Below are 17,120 nucleotides of genomic sequence, written 5' to 3' on the forward strand. Positions count from 1 at the left end.
TCGGGGGACGCGGGTGAGTCTCACAGCGGCTTTCCCAACTGGACCCCGGCCTTCGCCGGGGCACAGAAGAAGTTCAGATCACAAGCATCCTAGGGGAGGCACCACGATGTTCGACCGCCGGACGATGATCAAGGGCGGCGCCGCGACGATCGGCGCGCTGGCGTTCACCGCCAAGAGCTACGCGCAGATCAAGGGCGCCAACGACCGCATCCGAGTCGGCATCGTCGGCGTCAACGGCCGCGGCCAGGCGCATATGAGCGCCTTCTCGAAGCAGCCGAACGTCCAGGTGACGCATTTCGCGGACGTCGACTCGACCGTGCTCGCCAAGCGCGCCGCCGAGTTCGCCGAGCGTAGCGGCACCAAGGTGAAGACCGTCGGCGACTATCGCAAGCTGCTGGACCGCAAGACGGTCGACGTGATCACCGTCGCCACGCCCGACCATTGGCACGCCAAGGTCGCGATCGACGCGATGGACTCGGGCCGCAACGTCTATATCGAGAAGCCCGTCGGCATCGCGCCGGCCGAGGGCGAGGCGCTGATCGCCGCGCAGAAGCGCACCGGGCGCGCGCTCCAGGTCGGCAACCAGCAGCGCTCCAGCGTCGAGACGCGTCAGCTGCTCGACCTGATCCGCGCCGGCGAGCTCGGCGACGTCTACGAGGCGCAGACCTGGTACGCCAACAATCGCAAGTCGATCGGCAACGGCCAGGATGTGCCGCCGCCGCCCAACCTCGACTGGAACATGTGGCAGGGGCCGCGCCCGCGCGGGCCGTATCGCTCCAATCTCGTCCACTATAATTGGCACTGGTTCTGGAAGTACGGCACCGGCGAGATCTGCAACAACGCGCTCCACGAGCTGGACGTGGCGCGCTGGCTGATGGGCGTCACCTATCCCAAGACGGTCAGCGCGCGCGGCGACCGACGCTTCTATCGCGGCGACGACTGGGAGATGTATGACACGCTCGCTCTGACGCTCGGCTATGACGACGGCCGCGTGATCCGCTGGGACGGCGAGAGCTGCAACGGCATGCTGCGCTACGGCCGCGGCCGCGGCACGCTGCTGCTCGGCACCAAGGGCTCGGCGATCGTCGATCGCAACGGTTTCGAGCTGTACGACCTCGCCGGCAAGATGCTGCGCGAGGTGAAGGCGCCGGCCGCGTCCGAGACGACCGGCACCGTCGGCGAGGGCGCGCTCGACGTGCTCCACGCCGCCAACTTCCTCGCGGTGGTGCGCGGGCAGGAGCAGGCGCTGCACTCGCCGATCCAGGAAGGGCATGTCAGCACGACATTGTGCCACCTCGGCAACATGGCCTATCGCACCGGCGGGGCGATCACGGTCGACCCGGCGACCGGCCGGCCCAACGAGGCGGCGGCGCAGAAGCTCTGGTCGGTCGACTACGAGCCCGGCTGGGAGGTACGCGCCTGAGGTGAGCGAGATGGAGGCGAGCGTCGCGCGGTTCGCCGCGATGGGCACGCGGGTCGAGCTGCACCTGTTCGGCCGCGCCGCCCCCGACGCGCTCACCGCCGCGCGCGACGCGGTGCTCGCGGTGGAGGACTCGCTGACATTGCGGCGCGAGTCGCCCGCGGTGGCACTCAACCGGGTGCTGGCGGCAGGCGGCGAGGCCGTGGTGGCGGATCCGCTGCTGTGGGAGGCGCTGCTCGCGGTGGACGCGATGTGGCAGGCGACGCGCGGGCTGTTCGACCCGTGCGTGGGGAATGGCGTGCCTGCTCGCGACTTGCGCGATGGCGTCTCCGCTCCCCACAAGCCTGTTCCCCGGCGAACGCCGGGGCCCAGTTGGGTAGGCCTCGGTGGCTCTTGCGAGACGTTCCCCACCTGGACCCCGGCGTCCGCCGGGGTGGAGCGTGAGGGGGAGGAGACGATCTCCCGCCAGCGTTTTTCCAGCGATGACGTGGCCGGCGTCGCGTCGTCATCACGGCCGCCTTCCCCACTGGGCCCCGGCCTTCGCCGGGGCACAGGCGCGCACGGCGCCAGCGACACCGCCCCCCTCCCCCGCTGGACCGCGCTCACCATCGACCGCGCCACCCGCCGCGTCGCCGCCGCGCGCCCGCTCGCGCTCGACTTCGGCGGCTTCGGCAAGGGCTACGCGCTCGATCGCGCCGTCGCCGCGCTGCGCCCCGCGGGCGTGGCGTCGGCCTTCCTCTCCGCCGGCGAGAGCTCGATCGCGGTGGTCGGCGAGCACCCGCTCGGCGGCGGGTGGCCGCTCGCGATCCCGCACCCCGAGATCGACGGCGTCTGGCTGACCGAGCTCGAACTCAGCGATGCCTCGCTCTCGGTCTCGTCCACCGTCGGCGCCGGCGCGGCCAAGCCCGGTCGCGCCGCGATGGTCCGCCCCAGCGACGGCGCGATCGTCACCCGCCGCGCCACCGCGGTCGCGGTCGCCGCCAGCGGCGCCGCGGCGGAGGCGCTCAGCACCGCCCTCCTCGTCGCCGAGGCCGCCGATGCCGCCCGGCTTCGCGCCGAGGCACCCGATCGTCGCTTCCTCTTCTCCCATGACGCGCCGCGGCGCGCCGACCGACCGATGGAACTCACCGCATGACCGACGACGATTTCGCACTCTCGCGCCGCTCCTTCCTCGATCGCGTGCTGGTCGCCTCCGCGGGCGTGGGGATGAGCGTCGCGGCGCCGTGGACCGCGCTCGCGGCGGCCGAGCCCGCCAGCGGCCCGCGCGTCCGCCTCGGCGTGATCGGCACCGGTGATCGCGGCCGCGCGCTGATCCAGAACATCAACAAGACGCGCAACTGCACCGTCGCCGCGCTGTGTGACCCGTTCGCGCCGCACATGGCCAAGGCGCGCGCGCTGGTGCCCGCCGGCACGCCCGTCTTCACCGATCACCGCGCGCTGCTGGACGCCGAGGGGGTCGACGCGGTGGTGATCGCCACCCCGCTCGACCTGCACGCGCGGCTCACGATGGACGCGCTCGACGCGGGCTATCCGGTGTTCTGCGAGAAGGCGATGGCGCGCACGATCGCGGACTGCGGCGCGATGGTCACGCGCGCGCGCCAGTGCGGCAAGGTGCTCCAGATCGGCCACCAAAGGCTGTTCAACCCGACCTATCTCAACGCGCTCAAGCGCGCCAAGTCGGGCGAGATCGGCACGATCACGCAGATCCGCGCGAGCTGGCACCGCAACCGCAGCTGGCGTCGCGACATCCCGCCCGGCGGGCAGGAGCGCGAGATCAACTGGCGGCTCTATCGCGCGCGCTCGGCCGGGCTGATGACCGAGCTGGCGACGCACCAGCTCCAGGTCGCCAATTGGTTCATGGACGGGCTGCCGACCCGCGTGATGGGGTCGGGCAGCATCTGCTTCTGGAAGGACGGGCGCGAGGTCTACGACCAGGTCGCGCTGATCTACGATTTCTCCGAGGGGCGGAAGGTGATCTACACCTCGATGCTCAACAACGCGCGCTACGGCTGCGAGGAGCAGATCCAGGGCAGCAAGGGCACGATCGAGCCCGAGCTCGGCCGCATCTACCAGGAGGTGCAGCCCGCCGCGGTCCCCGCGCTCGCCAAGATGCGCAAAGACGTCCAGGCCGGGCGCAAGAACACCGTGCCGATCGGCGGCGCCACCTGGTTCCCCGAGCTGCCCGTCACGACGCCCGGCGACTCGCTCGGCTGGGGCGAGTATGACGAGACGATGCTCCAGTTCGAGGGCTTCGGCGAGGCGGTGCGCCGCGGCAAGGAAGTGCCCGGGCTGCTCGCCCAGGCCTATTATGCCAGCGTCGCCTCGCTGCTCGGCGAGCAGGCGATCGACACCGGCCGCGCGCTCGACTGGCCGACCGACCTCGTCACCGTCTGACCTTCCTTCTCCTGAGGACCTGCTGCCATGGACATGATCGATCGCCGCCTCCTGCTCGCCGGTGCCGGGCTCGTCGGCGCCGGACTCGCCGGCGCGGCGGGGGCGCAATCGACCGCGGCGGGCAACGGCGTCTCCGCCGAGGGCGCGCCGACCGGGCCGGACCCGAGCGCCAAGAACCGCCTGCGCTTCGCGGTGATCGGGCTCGACCACTCGCACATCTACGCCATCACCGACGCGCTGATCCGCGGCGGCGGCACGTTGGTGGCGGTCCACGCGGGCGACCCCAAGCAGCTCGTCCCCTTCCGCAAGCGCTACGGCGACGTGAAGGTGGCGCGTACCGAGGAGGAGATCCTCGCCGACAAGACGATCCAGGTGGTCGCCAGCGCCTCGATCCCGAACCTGCGCGCGCCGCTGGGCGTGCGCGTGATGCGCGCGGGCAAGGACTTCCTGTCGGACAAGCCCGGCATCACCAGCCTGGAGCAGCTCGCCGAGGTGCGCCGCACGATCGCCGAGACCAAGCGCAGGTTCGCGATCATGTATTCCGAGCGGCTGGAGGTGCGCGCCGCGGTGAAGGCGGGCGAGCTGGTGCGCGCGGGCGCGATCGGGCGCGTGGTGCAGACGATCAACATCGCGCCGCACCGCGTCAGCGCGCCGAGCCGCCCCGAGTGGTTCTGGGACGTGAAATATTACGGCGGGATCCTCACCGACATCGGCAGTCACCAGGCCGACCAGTTCGTCTTCTACACCGGCTCGACCGAGGCCTCGGTGGTGGCGTCGCAGGTCGGCAATTTCGCCACGCCGCAGCACCCGCGCTTCCAGGACTTCGGCGACATGATGCTGACCGGCAACGGCGGCGCGGGCTATGTCCGGGTCGACTGGTACACGCCCGACGGGCTGCCGACCTGGGGCGACGGGCGCGTCTTCATCCTCGGCACCGAGGGCTATATCGAGCTGCGCAAATACGTCGACATCGAGGGGCGGCCCGGCGGCAACCACCTGTTCCTCGCGGACAAATCCGGCACGCGCTACATGGACTGCAGCAAGGTGCCGCTACCGTTCGGGCCGCAGTTCGTCACCGACGTGGTGGAACGCACCGAGGTGGCGCAGAACCAGGCCCAGGCGCTGCTCGCCGCCGAGCTGGTGCTGACCGCGCAGGACAAGGCGCGCACGCTGTCGGGCGCCCGCCCGCCGGTGCAGGGGGGCTGAGCGGGGGGCGGACGTGACATCATTCCTCCCCGCTCGCGGGGAGGGGGGACCGCCGGCCGTCAGGCCGGTGGTGGAGGGGGCTCTCCGCACAGCGCAGCGCTTGCGGTGAACCCCCTTCACCATGCTGCGCATGGTCCCCCTGCCCGTACCGGGGAGGATCTAGCGTGACACGAGACCCCGTCCCCTCACGCCGCCTTAGGCAGCACCTCCCTCACCGTCGGCCGCTCTACCACCGGCATCGCCACCGGCGCCGCTGCGGCATCGACGCTGCCGGTGCGCTCGAGCTTGCCCCAGCCCACCTTGGGTCCGGTCAGCGCGGCATAGACCGCGCGCAACACCACCGCGTAGAGGATCTGGCGGTAGCCGAAGCGCTGCAGCAGCAGCCGAACCGCGGGGAAGCGCGCCTCGCGACGGTCGAGCCGGAAGGCGATCCAGCCGCACGCGAGGTCGATCGCGGTGAAGGCGAGCCAGAAGGCCGCCACCGTGGCCGCGTCGCCCCCCGCCGCATCCCAGCCGCGGTCGTACACCCGCCATGCCGTCCCGCCGACGCCGGCGACCAGGCCGAGGTCGATCAGCGGCGCCACCAGGGTGAAGCCGAACTGGAACAGCAGCGCCTGCGGCAGGCCGATCCAGGCGAGCCCGCGCGGCCGCCCGCGCCCGATCAGCGCGCGATGCTTCCACAGGCACTGAAGCGTGCCGAACGCCCAGCGGAAGCGCTGCTTGAACAGCGCGCGCACCGTCTCGGGCGCCTCGGTCCATGCCACCGCCTCATTGTCGCAGGCGACCCGCCAGCCGGCGCGCTGCACCGCGATGGTGAGGTCCTGGTCCTCCGCCAGCGTGTCCTCGGGATAGCCGCCGACCTGGTCGAGCGCGACGCGGCGCCACGCCCCGACCGCGCCCGGCACCACCGTCACCGCGCCGAGCGCGGCGAGCGCGCGCCGCTCGAGCTGCTGCGCGGTGACATATTCCAGCGCCTGCCAGCGCGTGATCAGGTTGACGCGATTGCCTACCTTGGCGCAGCCCGCCACCGCGCCGATCGTGGGATCGCCGAACCAGCGCGTCAGCCTCGCGATGGTGTCCGCCTCGAACTGGGTGTCGGCGTCGAGCGCGATCACCACGTCCCCGCGCGCCTGCGCCAGCGCGGTGTTGAGCGCGCGCGCCTTGCCGCCGTTGGTCAGCGTCAGCAGCCGCACCCGCGGGTCGATGGCGAAGGCGGCGCGGACGACGTCGGAGGTGTTGTCGGTCGAGCCGTCGTCGATCACGATCACCTCGACGCGCACCGCCTCGCTGGCGAGGATGCGGCGCACCGAGGCCTCGATCACCCGCGCCTCGTTGAAGGCGGGGATCAGCACCGAGACGAAGCCCGGGACGCGGTGCGGCGCCGCGATCGGGGCGGCGTCGCGGCGTCGCCACAGCGCCAGCGCGGTGAGCGACAGCGAGCGCGCGATGCCCAGCGCGATCGCCGCCGCGAAGAGCCAGCCGAGCGAGTCGCGCAGCCACGCCGCGCTGTCGAACAGCGCCCGCGCCCCCGCGGCGCGCACGCCGGTGCCGGTGGCGAGCCGCGGCATGACCGCCTCGCGCGACAGCCCGGCCAGCGCCGAGACGGGCACCAGCTCATAGCCGCGCGCGCGCAGCCCGCGGATGATCGCGGGCAAGGCCGCGAGCGTCTGGGTGCGGTCGCCGCCCGAGTCGTGCAGCAGCACGATCTGCGCGGGGCGATCGGCGGTGCCCGCCGCGACCCCGGCGATCACGCGGCGCGCGATCGTCGCGGCGTCGGGCTTCTCCCAGTCGAGCGGGTCGACGTTGAGGCCGACGGTGAGATAGCCCAGCCGCGCCGCGACCCGGCTGGCATGGAGCTCGTCGCGCCGGTCGGGATCGGCGTCGCCGAGAAAGGGCGGTCGGAACAAGGTCATCGCGCGCCCGGTATAGGCCTCGACCAGCCGCTCGGTGGCGCGCAGCTCGAGCGCGATGTCGGCCTCGGAGCGGCGCCCCAGGTCGGCATGGGTGGTGGAATGGTTGCCCAGCTCGCTCCCCTCGGCGACGATGCGACGCAGCAGCGCCCCCTGCCCCAGCGCGTTGGCGCCGGTGACGAAGAAGGTGGCGGGCGCGCGCTCGCGGCGGAGCACGTCGAGCAGCCGCGGCGTCCAGCGCGGGTCGGGGCCGTCGTCGAACGTCAGCGCCACCAAGCGGCGGCGCGCGCCGGCGCGCTCGACCACGTCGGGGCCGGGCAGCCGCCCCCAGCGCACGTCGCGCACCAGCCCGTCGCGCGTGAGGAAGCCGCGCTCGCCCGGCGACGCCGCGGCGGCGAGGCGGAGCAGCTCGCCGTTGCCCTCGACCGCGACCGCGTTCTCCGCGGGCAAGCTCTGCCGCGCGGGCAGCGCGCCGCCGGCGAGCAGCGGCCACACGCCCGGGTCCTCGCTGCCGAGCCGCCACAGCGCCACGCCCGCGGCACCGGTGCGGCGCACCGCGGCGAGCTGGTTGGTCGCGCTGGCGGCATCGAGCAGCCAGACGTCATGCCTGGCCGCGCCGAGCTGGTAAGAGAAGTGGCTGTTGCCGCTGGCGGGGTCGAACACCGGCGCGGTGCCGGCGCGCCGCGCGATGGCCCAGGCGTCGGCGACCGAGCGCGGCTCCGTGCTGCGCCGCGTCCAGTCATAGGCGTAGCTGCCGATCGCGACGATCGCCCGGTCCGCGCCCGCGCGCGCCACCGCCTGCGCGACCACGCGCGCGAACCAGGGCTGCGACGCGATCGGCCCGGCCGCGCCGCCCATCCAATGCTCGTCATAGGCCATCAGCACGACGCGATCGGCGGCGCGCGCGTAGGCGGCGAGGTCCCAGTCGGGATCGGCGACCGGGGCGGCGAGCATCACCACCCAGCCGCGCGGCGCGAAGCGCGCGCGCAGCTCCCCGAGGAAGCGGAGATAATCGGGGTGCGCCGCCGCGGGCAGGCTCTCCAGGTCGAGCATCACGCCCGCGCCGTGCTGCGCCGCGACCAGGGTCTCGAGCCGCGCGGCGAAGGCGCGGCGCGCGCGCGCGTCGGCGAGCAGGGTGGCGGTGGCGGCGCCGTCCCACTGGCCGTCCGCGCGCGCGTTCTGCACCATCGGCAGCAGGCGCGGGCGGCGCTGGGCCGCGGCGAGCAGCGAGGTGAGCGCGGGATCGTCCTCGACGGTCACGCGATGGTCGGCGCCGGTGACGGTGGCGACGCCCGGGACGAGCCAGTCGATCTCACCCACGTGCGCGGCGAGCGAGGCGCGCGAGGGCGCGTCCCACGGCATGTAGAAGCCCATCGTCTCGCGGCGCAGCGCCGCGCCGGTCGCGGCGGGCAGCCACGCGCTGGGCACGGCGTCGACGCTGGCAACGGGAACGGCGGGGACGGCGGGCGCCAGCGCGCGCGGCGTCGTGGCGGCCGCGGCGAAGCGCGGCGCGGCGCGGTCGAGCGGCTGCACCAGCAGCGCGACGAGCAGAGCGAGCGCGGCGAGCGGCACCAGCGCCGCGAGCGCCAGCGTCGCGCGGACGCGGCGGCCGCGTCGCCCGCTGGCATCGTAGAAGATGGACACGCTCGCTGTGGCTCCCGATAGCTCGGGGCGGCGCCTAGCGATTTAGGGTAAACAAGGGGTTGCGGCGGGAGAAGGGGATGGCCGTACCGGGTGAGACGGGGAACGCTGCCACCATCCGCCCCGATCGGCGTGACAGGCTGCGCCACGGCATGAGACGGTCACGCTTCATGTCATCTCGACACGGTTCGGGATGACGGTGGAGAGCGGCACGGCTGCGACCTTGGTACATGATCCGTCCCATCTGCCGCGAGAGCGTGCTCCCGCGCGGGCAGGAGTCCCGTCATGCCGGCGGCCCTGGGCTTCGGCGTCCGCCGGAGCACGGATTCATGGCGGTGGATCAGACTCTAGCGGCCCCGTTGCCCCCGCCCCGCCGCGACCGTGCTGCTGATCGCCCGCTCGGGCTGCGGCGATAGCGTGCGCACGATCGTCTCGAAGCGATCGCCCGTCACGCGGATCTCGTTGAAGGCCGGGGGAGTCGCGCGGGTGCGCTTCGACAGGGTGCCCGCGCCGATCAGCCGCAGCGTCCAGCCGTCGCGCTCATAGGGGACGTCGAACGGATCGTGGACGTGCCCCGACAGCACCGCATGTACGCCCGCCTCCGCGAGCGCCTCCAGCGCGACGTCGCCGTTCCTGGTCTTCGCCGTGCCCCGCGTGCCGCCCTCGATCAGCGGGTGGTGCCCGGCGACGAAGATGAGATGGTCCTTGGGCACCTCCGCCACCAGCGCCAGCGTGCGACGCAGCGACCCGCGGCTCACCCGGCCCTTGGACCAGTTCCAGCGCCACTGCGCGCGCGCGGTGGTCTTGAGCGGCACCACGGCGATCCCCGCGATATCGAGCGGCTTCTCGATCATCCGCTCCACCGCGGCGTAGCGCGAGTAGGGCGAGAACAGGCGTCGGATCGGATCCCAGTAATAGGGCAGATCGTGGTTGCCGACCTCGAGCGTGACCGGCACGCCGAGCGAGCGCAGCCAGGCGCCGCCCGCTTCGAACTCGCCCGGCGTGGCGCGCATCGTAAGATCGCCGGTCATGATCACGGCGTCGGGCTGTTCCTGCGCGACCAGGTCGCGGAACCACGCCACCGCCTCGGGATCCTCGGCACCGAAATGGACATCGCTCACATGGAACAGCTTGGTCATGCCTCGGCCTTGGTCGTCAGGAAGATAGGGCGCGAACGCGCCACGCGGAGTTCGGCTGCGGCGGGTAGCTGTACCGGCTCGCCGTCGACCAGCGCGGTCACCGGGCGGCGCCCGCGCACGCGCAGCCGCGTGCGCTCGACCCGAGTCGCCGCGGACGCGGCGGACCAGTCGCCGCCGAGCCACGCGCGGCCGAGACCCGCGAGCGCGCCCCAGCCGCTCGCCTCGACCGCGACCACCACCAGCCGCTCCGCCTCGGCGCGGACGAACACCGCCTGCGCCGCGCCAGGCACGCCGTCGAGCCGCACCCGGTCGCGCCACGAGCGCTGCCACGCGTGCGAGATCGCGCGCGCGAGCGTGCGCCAGCGCCCTTGCCGCAGCCGCTCGCGCGCGGCGTTCCAGCTCGCCGCCGGGCCGAGGATGAGCCCGACCAGCGCGCGATGCTCGCCGGCCGCGACCATCGACAGCGCGACCCGAGATGCCCGGGGCGCGGCGGCGACGATCGTGGCGGGATCGGCCTCGCCGTGAAGCGCGCGGGCGAGCAGGTTCATCGTGCCGCCGGGGAGGATCAGCAACGCGCCGTCCCATTCGGCATAGGCGCGCGCGGCGGCGTTGATCGTGCCGTCGCCGGCGAGCACCGCGAGCGTGTCCGCGTCCGCGGCGTCCAGCGCGGCGGGCTGTGGCAGCGACGAGGCGGGGAAGTCGGTGCGACCGACCAGAATGGCATGGCGGTCGAGCGCCGCGAGGGTCGCTCCGAGCGCGGCCTGCGCCGAGCCCGATGCGGCGTTGACGACGAGCCAGACGCGGGGCAGCGGCGGCTCAGTCACGGCGTGATGCTCGCATCACGCGGGGCTATCGCTCCTATGCGTCACCGGCGTGACAGGAGCCAGTTCGGGTCGACGGTGTCGCCGCTGACGGGCCAATCTGCCCGGTGTCTCGGCTATACAGGGTGCGAGGTTTTTATCTTGCGGGGGCTCATGTGATGGGACGATCGGTCGTGACCCTGTTCGCGTCGTCGCTCGCCCTGACGTGCGCCGCCGCCCCCTGCGAGGCGACCGGTCTCTCTATCATGTCTTCCAAGATCATCGCCGTTCAGGTGGAAAGCGGTGTTCCCTTCATCACCTTCGACAAGGCGCTCGCCAATCCGGACAAGTGCGCCGGCGCGGGCGTGCTGACCCTGCCAGACGAGATGAAGAACCAAGCCTATTATCTCAGCCTCGCGATGACCGCGCTGGCGACGGGCAAGCCGGTCGACGCGTGGGTCGACGGGTGCGGTTGGGCACCGTGGACGGCATCGCCGACCGTGCCCAAGATCTACTCCCTCCGCATCGACGATTGAGCCGGCTCTCCCGCGACCACCGACGGCCGTCACTCAGACCCGCACCGGCTGCGCGAGCCGGCCGCTCGCGCCGAACACGCGCAGGTAGCGTTCGATCTCCACGCTCGCCCCGGTCGCCTTGGCGGGATTGTCGCTGAGCTTGACCGCTGGGCGGCCCTCCGCCTCGGTCACCTTGCACACCAGCGAGATCGGCTCAAGCCCGCCCGCGCCGTCTGGGTCGCAGCCGCGGAAATCGTTGGTCAGGTTGGTGCCCCAGCCGAAGCTCAGCCGCACGCGGCCGTGGAAGTGGCGGTACACGCGCTCGATCGAGCCGACGTCCATCCCGTCCGAGAAGATCAGCAGCTTGGAGCGCGGGTCGCGGCCGTGCTGCTGCCACCAGCGGATGATCTGCTCGCCCGCCTCGATCGGCGGCGCGCTGTCGGGGCGGAAGCCGGTCCAGTCCGCCACCCAGTCCGGCGCGGCGCGCAGGAAGGCCGCGGTGCCGAAGGCGTCGGGCAGCGCGATCAGCAGGTTGCCGCCATAATGCTGGCGCCACTGCGCGAGCACGCGATAGGGCGCGTCCGCCAGATCCGCGTCGTCGGCGGAGAGCGCCGCCTCGACCATCGGCAGCTCGTGCGCGTTCGTCCCGATCGCCTCCAGGTCGGCGTCCATCGCCAGCAGCACGTTGGAGGTGCCGATGAAGCGATCGCCCAGCCCCTCCTTGAGCGCCTCGACGCACCAGCGCTGCCACAGGAAGCCGTGGCGCCGGCGCGTGCCGAAGTCGGAGATGACGAGGTCGGGCAGCTGGCGCAGCCGGTCGACCTTGTCCCACAGCTTCGCCTTGCCGCGCGCGTAGAGCACGTCGAGCGCGAAGCGGTCGTGGTCGCGCGTCGCGGCGCGGGAGCGCAGCTCGTTGATGATGGCGAGCGCGGGGATCTCCCACATGGTCGTCTCGCACCACTTGCCCGCGAAGGTCAGCTCATATTGGCCGTCGACGCGGCGCAGCTCGTACTCGGGCAGGCGGAACGCGGCGAGCCAGGCGAGGAAGTCGGGCGCGAACATCCGCGCCTCGCCGTAGAAGCTGTTGCCCGCCAGCCAGATCAGCTCCTTCTTGGCGAAGCGCACCGTGCGCGCGTGATCGAGCTGGGCGCGCAGCTCGGCCTCGTCGATCACCTCGGCGAGGCGGACGGTGCGCGTTCGGTTGATCAGCGCGAAGGTCGCCCGCGTCTCCGGGTGGAGGCGGCGGATCATCTGCAGCATCAGCAACTTGTAGAAGTCGGTGTCGAGCAGGCTGCGGACGATCGGGTCGAGCCGGAAGCTGTGGTCGTAGGTCCGCGTCGCGATGTCGGTGACGGTGGTCATGCCGCTGGCATAAGCGGTGCGGGGTCGGCGATGAAAGGGGGTGCCTGGAAGGCGCGCCCCTTTGCCGCCGACCGCGGTCGTGGGACGCCGCGGCGCCGCCCCCTCCTCCGTCGTCCCCGACTTGTCCCGGGATCCAGCCTAACGCATGCGCCGATGCCGCTGCTCTCGCGGACCGGTGGATCCCGGGACACGTCCGGGACGACGGAGGGCAGAAGCGACCGCGCCCGTCATAGACGATCGGCCGGCGGCCCGTCTCTCGGTCACGTCACCCCCCGAACGACCGCCCCCCGCCCCAGCCCCCGCTCGACCGTGCGGAGACGCGCCCGCCGAAGCCGCCGCGCGACACCACCGAGCTGCGCGTCTGGATGCGCTGCGTCGTCACCGGCGCGGTCACCGCGCGCGAGCCGACCTGGTAATTATACCCACGCCCGCCATAGCCGCCGCCGTACAGCCACGCGCCGCCCGGCGTGTAATAACGGTCGTCGCGTCCGCTGCGGTACAGGCCCGAGTAGCGGTAGCCCGGCGCGTTGAGCAGCCGCCCGATCATGAAGCCGGTCAGCAGCGGCACGAAGAAGCTCTGCCCGCCCTCGTTGCGGACGAGGCAGTTGCCCGAGCCGAACTGGTCCTCGCACACGTCGCGGTCGGCGAAACGCGGCGCGGTCTTGCCGTCCTCCGCGGCGGCGTTCCGGGCGGCCTCCTCGCAGGTCACCTGCGCGAAGGCGCCGCTCGCCTTGCACTCGTCGACGCTCTTGAACGCGGCGACCTCGGTGGGCGCGCCGTAGCGCTCGCGCGAGACCTGCTCGTCGCTCGGCTGCGGGTCACAGGCGGAGAGCATCGCCAGCGCACTCGCGGCGGAGAGGCCGGCCGCGGCGGAGCGCAGGCGACGGCGCGGGGCGATCGAGTCGGTCATGACGACCTCAATAGGTCATGCTGGCGGCGTTGAGCAGCCCGACCGAGATCGACGTCGCGGCGGCATAGACGCCGCTGGCAACATTGCCTTCCTCGAGCCGGCGGACCATGTCGCGCACCACGACGCGGCGCACCACTAGGCTGGCGAGCACCTGGATCGCGCCCGCGAGCACCCCCCAGGCGACGAACTCGATCGGGTCGCTGGTCTCGCTCAGCGCCGAGGCGAGCGGGAGCGCGAAGCCGAGGATCGCGCCGCCGAAGGCGAGCGACGCGGCGACGTTGCCCTGCGCCACCAGCGCGCCTTCGTCGTAGGGCGTCGATCTCTGGTAGATCGCCTTGAACAGTGCGAGCAGCACGCAGGCCAGCCCGAAGGCGAGCAGGAAATGGCCCGCGCCGGCGAGATAGGCAGGAAGGTCGAGCGTCACGATGGCGTCTCCCGGGTCAGTGGCGGGGCGGAAGGTGGAAGGAGAGGCTGAGCGAAGTGCCGGAGACTAGCCCCGCACTCTCCCACCCACGTCATCCCCGCGCAGGCGGGGATCCATAAACGCTGACGGTGCGGCTCCATCGCGGACGTCCGCGCGTCTGGATCCCCGCCTTCGCGGGGATGACGGGAGGGAAGCGAGGATGACGAAAGGGAAGCGGGGATGACGAAAGGAAGCGGGGATGACGGAAGGGTAAAGGGAAGGAGCGGCCCCGCTCACGCGCTGAACTCCGCCGGCGACAGCGGCAGCCCCACCATGATGTCGTGGGTCGTGTCGCCGCCCTCGGGACTGGTCGCCACCGTGAGCAGCAGCTCCTGCCCCTCGGGCGCGAGGTCGCGCGCGTAGAGCATGCACTGCTGGCGGATATGCTTCACCGGCGCGCCGTCGCGCTCGTAGTACAGCGCCTCCCACAATTGCACCGGCGGCTGGACCCGGTCGTCGCCCTCGTACCAGTAGCGGCGGAACGGCGGCAGCCCGCCCTCGACCCACTCGGGCCGGGTCATCCGCTCGCGGAAGGCGGCGTCGTCCCAGCCGCCGCTGGCATAGGTCGACGACCAGGGGCGGAAGAGCGTGAAATCGTCGGCGTCGCTGCCGTCGGGCTGCTGGCTCACCGCCTGGAGCATCAGCTCATCGTCGGTGTAGAAGCGGTGGACATAGCCGCCGTCGTCCAGCTTGATCAGCCCCTGCGCGGTGATCTCGAGCGTGTCGCGGTCGAGCGTGAACACGCCGCCCGACAGCCGCCGCCACGCCAGCGGGTCGAGCCGCACCATCCGCCCGATCGTGATGTCGCGCACCACCGCCACGCTGGGTCGCGCCGCGTCGTCGCGCCCGCCGCCGAAGAGGCTGCCGAAGATCATGCCCTCACCCGTCGCGCCTTTCCTTGCCCACGGGTGCGGGCTATTGCGGGGGGTGTCAAGCAGGCGACAACGGCAGGAGCAGCGATCGGTGAGCGACACGGCGCGGGTATGGACGATCGGTCGCCTGGCGGACGCGCTCGGCGCGCACGGCAAGAACTCGGGCGAGGAACTGAGCGTCGAGCGGATCGAGTCGGCCGAGCCGGTCTTGCGCGTGACGATGCACGACCACGGCGATCTCGCGGTGTTCGTCAGCTGCGCGGGCGAGCAGATCGTCGTCTCGACTCTGTTGTGGCCGGTCGACGAGCAGCCCGAGGCGGACAAGTTCAACCGCTTCCTGCTCAAGGCGCAGAAGATGGTGCCGCTCTCCAACTTCGCCATCACCGAGCTGGACGGGCGCGAATATTACGAGCTGATCGGCGAGCTCTCGATCGAATCGAGCGAGCGCGAGATCCTGATCGAGCTGCGCGTGCTGGCGCAGAACGCGCTGGACGCCGCGGCCGACCTGCGCGACGCCTTCGCCGCCGCCTGACCCTCATTCCCTCAAGGACCGATACGTCATGTCGATGTGGAAGCAGTTCGTCACCCTGGTACGCGGCAGCGCGCACGAGGCGGGGCAGTCGGTGGTCGACGCGCGCGCGCTGACGATCCTCGACCAGCAGATCCGCGACGCCGGCGCGGCGCAGGCCAAGGCGCGCGACGACCTCGCCACGCTCACCGCCAAGCGCCGCCTGATCGAGAAGGACATCGAGGCGCTCGCCGCGCAGCAGGAGAAGTACGAGGCCTCGGCGCGCGCCGCGATGGCGCGCGGCGACATGGACCTGGCGCGCGAGGTGGCGCAGCGCCTCGCCACCATCGAGCAGGAGCTCGGCGGCAAGCGCCCGCAGGTCGAGGAGATGCGCGCCGCCGAGAACCGGATGCGCGGCATCATCAAGTCGGGCGACGGCAAGATCGAGTCGCTCCGCCGCGAGGTCGACGTGGTGCGCGCCAACGAGAGCGTGCAGCAGGCGCAGGCGGCGATCGCGGCCAACACCAGCGGCGCCTCGTCGCAGCTCGGCTCGGCCGCGGACAGCCTCAAGCGGCTCAAGGAGCGGCAGGCGGTGCGCGAGGAGAAGTTCCGCGCCTCGGCCGAGCTGGAGGACATGCGCACCGGCGCGGACCTCGACGCCAAGCTCCAGGCCGCGGGCCTGCTGCCCGGCTCGAGCAGCGCGGACGACATCCTCGCGCGACTGGCGGCGCCGAAAGACGGCGGCACGCCGCTGCGGCTCGATGACCGCAGCCGCGACACGTCGCGCGACTGAGCGGCGGGGTGGAGCGGGTCCTCAGCGGCGAACGTCCCGGGTGGGAGGACACCGCGCGCGCGATGGGCTTCACCTTCCATCATCTCGACGGCCAGCGTTACTGGGACGAGCGCGCTTACTACCGCTTCTCGCTCGACGAGATCGAGGCGCGGATCGAGGCGCCCTCGGGCGAGCTGCACCAGCTCTGCCTCGCGCTGGTCGAGGAGGTGGTGGCGAGCGACTCGCTGATGCAGCGGCTCGCCATCCCGGCGGCGATGCGCGACGTGGTCGCGGCGTCGTGGCGCGCGAACGCGCCCTCGCTCTACGGCCGGTTCGACTTCGCCTATGACGGGCACGGCCCGGCCAAGCTGCTCGAATATAACGCCGACACCCCGACGAGCCTGTACGAGACCGCGCTGTTCCAGTGGCAGTGGCTGGAGGATCGCGTCGCCGACGGTACGCTGCCGGGCGACGCCGACCAGTATAACCGCCTCCACGACGCGCTGCTGGAGCGGTTCGCGACGCTGTTCACGCCGCGCAGCCTGGTCCATTTCAGCAGCGTGCCCGACTCGATCGAGGACCGGCAGACGGTGCGCTACCTCGAGGAGGTCGCGCGCCAGGCCGGGCTCGACCCGCAGTTCGTCGCGATCGACCGGATCGGGGTCGATGCCGAGGGCGCGTTCGTCGACGAGGAGTCGGTGGTGATCGGCGCCCTGTTCAAGCTCTACCCATGGGAGGACATGCTGCGCGAGCCCTATGCCGCGCAGCTGCCGACGACCAAGACCTTGTTCCTCGAGCCGGCATGGAAGGCCTTGCTGTCGAACAAGGGCATCCTGCCGCTGCTATGGGAGCGCCACCGCGGCCATCCCAATCTCCTCCCCGCCGCCTTCGCCGACGACGCGGCGGCCGTCGCCGCGATCGGCCCGCGCCACGTCCGCAAGCCGCTGTTCTCGCGCGAGGGGTGGGACATCGCGCTGGTCGGCGCCGGCGACGGCGACGCGACGGCGCCGCTGGCCGGCGGCTACGGCGAGGAGGGACACATCCTCCAGGCCTATCAGCCGCTGCCGGTGTTCGACGGCCAGCACGCGGTGGTGGGCTCGTGGATCGTCGGCGACGAGCCGGTGGCACTATCGATGCGCGAGGACGACGGCCCGATCACGCGCGACCTCGCGCGCTACGTGCCCCACGCGATCACGTGAGCGGCGGGT

At 72.2% G+C, this 17,120-nt stretch carries 15 protein-coding genes; 8 read left to right on the forward strand and 7 right to left on the reverse strand.

Annotated elements, in window-relative coordinates; translation table 11 throughout:
• The first annotated feature begins 106 nt into the window (after positions 1-106).
• The 4 genes from KZ813_RS08325 to KZ813_RS08340 are packed head-to-tail and all read left to right on the forward strand — an operon-like array spanning position 107 to position 5,020.
• Positions 107-1,423, forward strand: coding sequence for a Gfo/Idh/MocA family protein (locus tag KZ813_RS08325; RefSeq protein WP_219754497.1), 1,317 nt, complete (start codon positions 107-109; stop codon positions 1,421-1,423).
• A gap of 10 nt (positions 1,424-1,433) precedes the next feature.
• Positions 1,434-2,555, forward strand: a complete 1,122-nt coding sequence (locus tag KZ813_RS08330; RefSeq protein WP_258046589.1) for an FAD:protein FMN transferase — start codon at positions 1,434-1,436, stop codon at positions 2,553-2,555.
• On the forward strand, positions 2,552-3,814 hold the full coding sequence (locus KZ813_RS08335) for a Gfo/Idh/MocA family protein (RefSeq protein WP_219754499.1): 1,263 nt from the start codon (positions 2,552-2,554) through the stop codon (positions 3,812-3,814). The genes KZ813_RS08330 and KZ813_RS08335 overlap by 4 nt, the downstream gene beginning before the upstream one ends.
• Before the next feature lie 27 nt (positions 3,815-3,841).
• Positions 3,842-5,020 carry a Gfo/Idh/MocA family protein gene (locus KZ813_RS08340; protein WP_219754500.1) on the forward strand — a complete coding sequence of 393 codons (1,179 nt, stop codon included), beginning with the start codon at positions 3,842-3,844 and terminating at the stop codon, positions 5,018-5,020.
• 185 nt (positions 5,021-5,205) lie between these two features.
• On the opposite strand, the gene KZ813_RS08345 is transcribed toward KZ813_RS08340, so the two are convergent.
• From KZ813_RS08345 to KZ813_RS08355, 3 genes are all read right to left on the reverse strand, one after another.
• A complete protein-coding gene (locus tag KZ813_RS08345) occupies positions 5,206-8,574 on the reverse strand; it encodes a glycosyltransferase (protein ID WP_219754501.1) in 3,369 nt (1,122 codons plus the stop codon).
• A gap of 344 nt (positions 8,575-8,918) precedes the next feature.
• Positions 8,919-9,710: a metallophosphoesterase family protein gene (locus KZ813_RS08350; RefSeq protein WP_219754502.1), complete on the reverse strand. Its 792-nt coding sequence runs from the start codon at positions 9,708-9,710 to the stop codon at positions 8,919-8,921.
• Positions 9,707-10,534, reverse strand: a complete 828-nt coding sequence (locus tag KZ813_RS08355) for a diacylglycerol/lipid kinase family protein (RefSeq protein WP_308461827.1) — start codon at positions 10,532-10,534, stop codon at positions 9,707-9,709. Before KZ813_RS08355 ends, KZ813_RS08350 begins: the two co-directional genes overlap by 4 nt.
• Before the next feature lie 170 nt (positions 10,535-10,704).
• On the opposite strand from KZ813_RS08355, the gene KZ813_RS08360 reads away from it, so the two are divergent.
• Complete coding sequence (locus KZ813_RS08360; protein ID WP_219754503.1) at positions 10,705-11,046, forward strand: hypothetical protein; 342 nt, start codon at positions 10,705-10,707, stop codon at positions 11,044-11,046.
• A gap of 33 nt (positions 11,047-11,079) precedes the next feature.
• Here the strand turns inward: KZ813_RS08360 and pncB are convergent, their stop codons facing one another.
• The 4 genes from pncB to KZ813_RS08380 all read right to left on the reverse strand — a co-directional run bounded on the left by pncB (position 11,080) and on the right by KZ813_RS08380 (position 14,635).
• Positions 11,080-12,387 carry a nicotinate phosphoribosyltransferase gene (gene pncB, locus KZ813_RS08365; RefSeq protein WP_219754504.1) on the reverse strand — a complete coding sequence of 436 codons (1,308 nt, stop codon included), beginning with the start codon at positions 12,385-12,387 and terminating at the stop codon, positions 11,080-11,082.
• Positions 12,388-12,652: 265 nt separating this feature from the next.
• On the reverse strand, positions 12,653-13,297 hold the full coding sequence (locus KZ813_RS08370) for a DUF1190 domain-containing protein (RefSeq protein ID WP_219754505.1): 645 nt from the start codon (positions 13,295-13,297) through the stop codon (positions 12,653-12,655).
• Between the two features lie 7 nt (positions 13,298-13,304).
• A complete protein-coding gene (locus KZ813_RS08375; protein ID WP_219754506.1) occupies positions 13,305-13,721 on the reverse strand; it encodes a DUF350 domain-containing protein in 417 nt (138 codons plus the stop codon).
• 272 nt (positions 13,722-13,993) lie between these two features.
• Positions 13,994-14,635 (reverse strand): DUF2491 family protein, encoded by a 642-nt coding sequence (locus KZ813_RS08380; RefSeq protein ID WP_219754507.1) that lies wholly within the window; start codon positions 14,633-14,635, stop codon positions 13,994-13,996.
• A gap of 88 nt (positions 14,636-14,723) precedes the next feature.
• On the opposite strand from KZ813_RS08380, the gene KZ813_RS08385 reads away from it, so the two are divergent.
• The 3 genes from KZ813_RS08385 to KZ813_RS08395 are packed head-to-tail and all read left to right on the forward strand — an operon-like array spanning position 14,724 to position 17,111.
• Positions 14,724-15,164 carry a YjfI family protein gene (locus tag KZ813_RS08385; RefSeq protein ID WP_219754508.1) on the forward strand — a complete coding sequence of 147 codons (441 nt, stop codon included), beginning with the start codon at positions 14,724-14,726 and terminating at the stop codon, positions 15,162-15,164.
• A gap of 28 nt (positions 15,165-15,192) precedes the next feature.
• Positions 15,193-15,933, forward strand: coding sequence for a PspA/IM30 family protein (locus KZ813_RS08390; protein WP_219754509.1), 741 nt, complete (start codon positions 15,193-15,195; stop codon positions 15,931-15,933).
• 8 nt (positions 15,934-15,941) lie between these two features.
• Positions 15,942-17,111, forward strand: coding sequence for a glutathionylspermidine synthase family protein (locus KZ813_RS08395; RefSeq protein ID WP_308461828.1), 1,170 nt, complete (start codon positions 15,942-15,944; stop codon positions 17,109-17,111).
• The last annotated feature ends 9 nt before the right edge of the window (positions 17,112-17,120 follow it).

It is taken from the genome of Sphingomonas folli (genome assembly GCF_019429525.1).
GTDB lineage: Bacteria > Pseudomonadota > Alphaproteobacteria > Sphingomonadales > Sphingomonadaceae > Sphingomonas > Sphingomonas folii.

Bases quoted from the DNA above. Each gene is read 5' to 3' on its own strand.
- KZ813_RS08325 (WP_219754497.1), top strand. From the start codon at position 107: ATGTTCGACCGCCGGACGATGATCAAGGGCGGCGCCGCGACGATCGGC.
- KZ813_RS08330 (WP_258046589.1), top strand. From the start codon at position 1,434: ATGGAGGCGAGCGTCGCGCGGTTCGCCGCGATGGGCACGCGGGTCGAG.
- KZ813_RS08335 (WP_219754499.1), top strand. From the start codon at position 2,552: ATGACCGACGACGATTTCGCACTCTCGCGCCGCTCCTTCCTCGATCGC.
- KZ813_RS08340 (WP_219754500.1), top strand. From the start codon at position 3,842: ATGGACATGATCGATCGCCGCCTCCTGCTCGCCGGTGCCGGGCTCGTC.
- KZ813_RS08350 (WP_219754502.1), bottom strand. From the start codon at position 9,710: ATGACCAAGCTGTTCCATGTGAGCGATGTCCATTTCGGTGCCGAGGAT.
- pncB (WP_219754504.1), bottom strand. From the start codon at position 12,387: ATGACCACCGTCACCGACATCGCGACGCGGACCTACGACCACAGCTTC.
- KZ813_RS08370 (WP_219754505.1), bottom strand. From the start codon at position 13,297: ATGACCGACTCGATCGCCCCGCGCCGTCGCCTGCGCTCCGCCGCGGCC.
- KZ813_RS08380 (WP_219754507.1), bottom strand. From the start codon at position 14,635: ATGATCTTCGGCAGCCTCTTCGGCGGCGGGCGCGACGACGCGGCGCGA.
- KZ813_RS08390 (WP_219754509.1), top strand. From the start codon at position 15,193: ATGTCGATGTGGAAGCAGTTCGTCACCCTGGTACGCGGCAGCGCGCAC.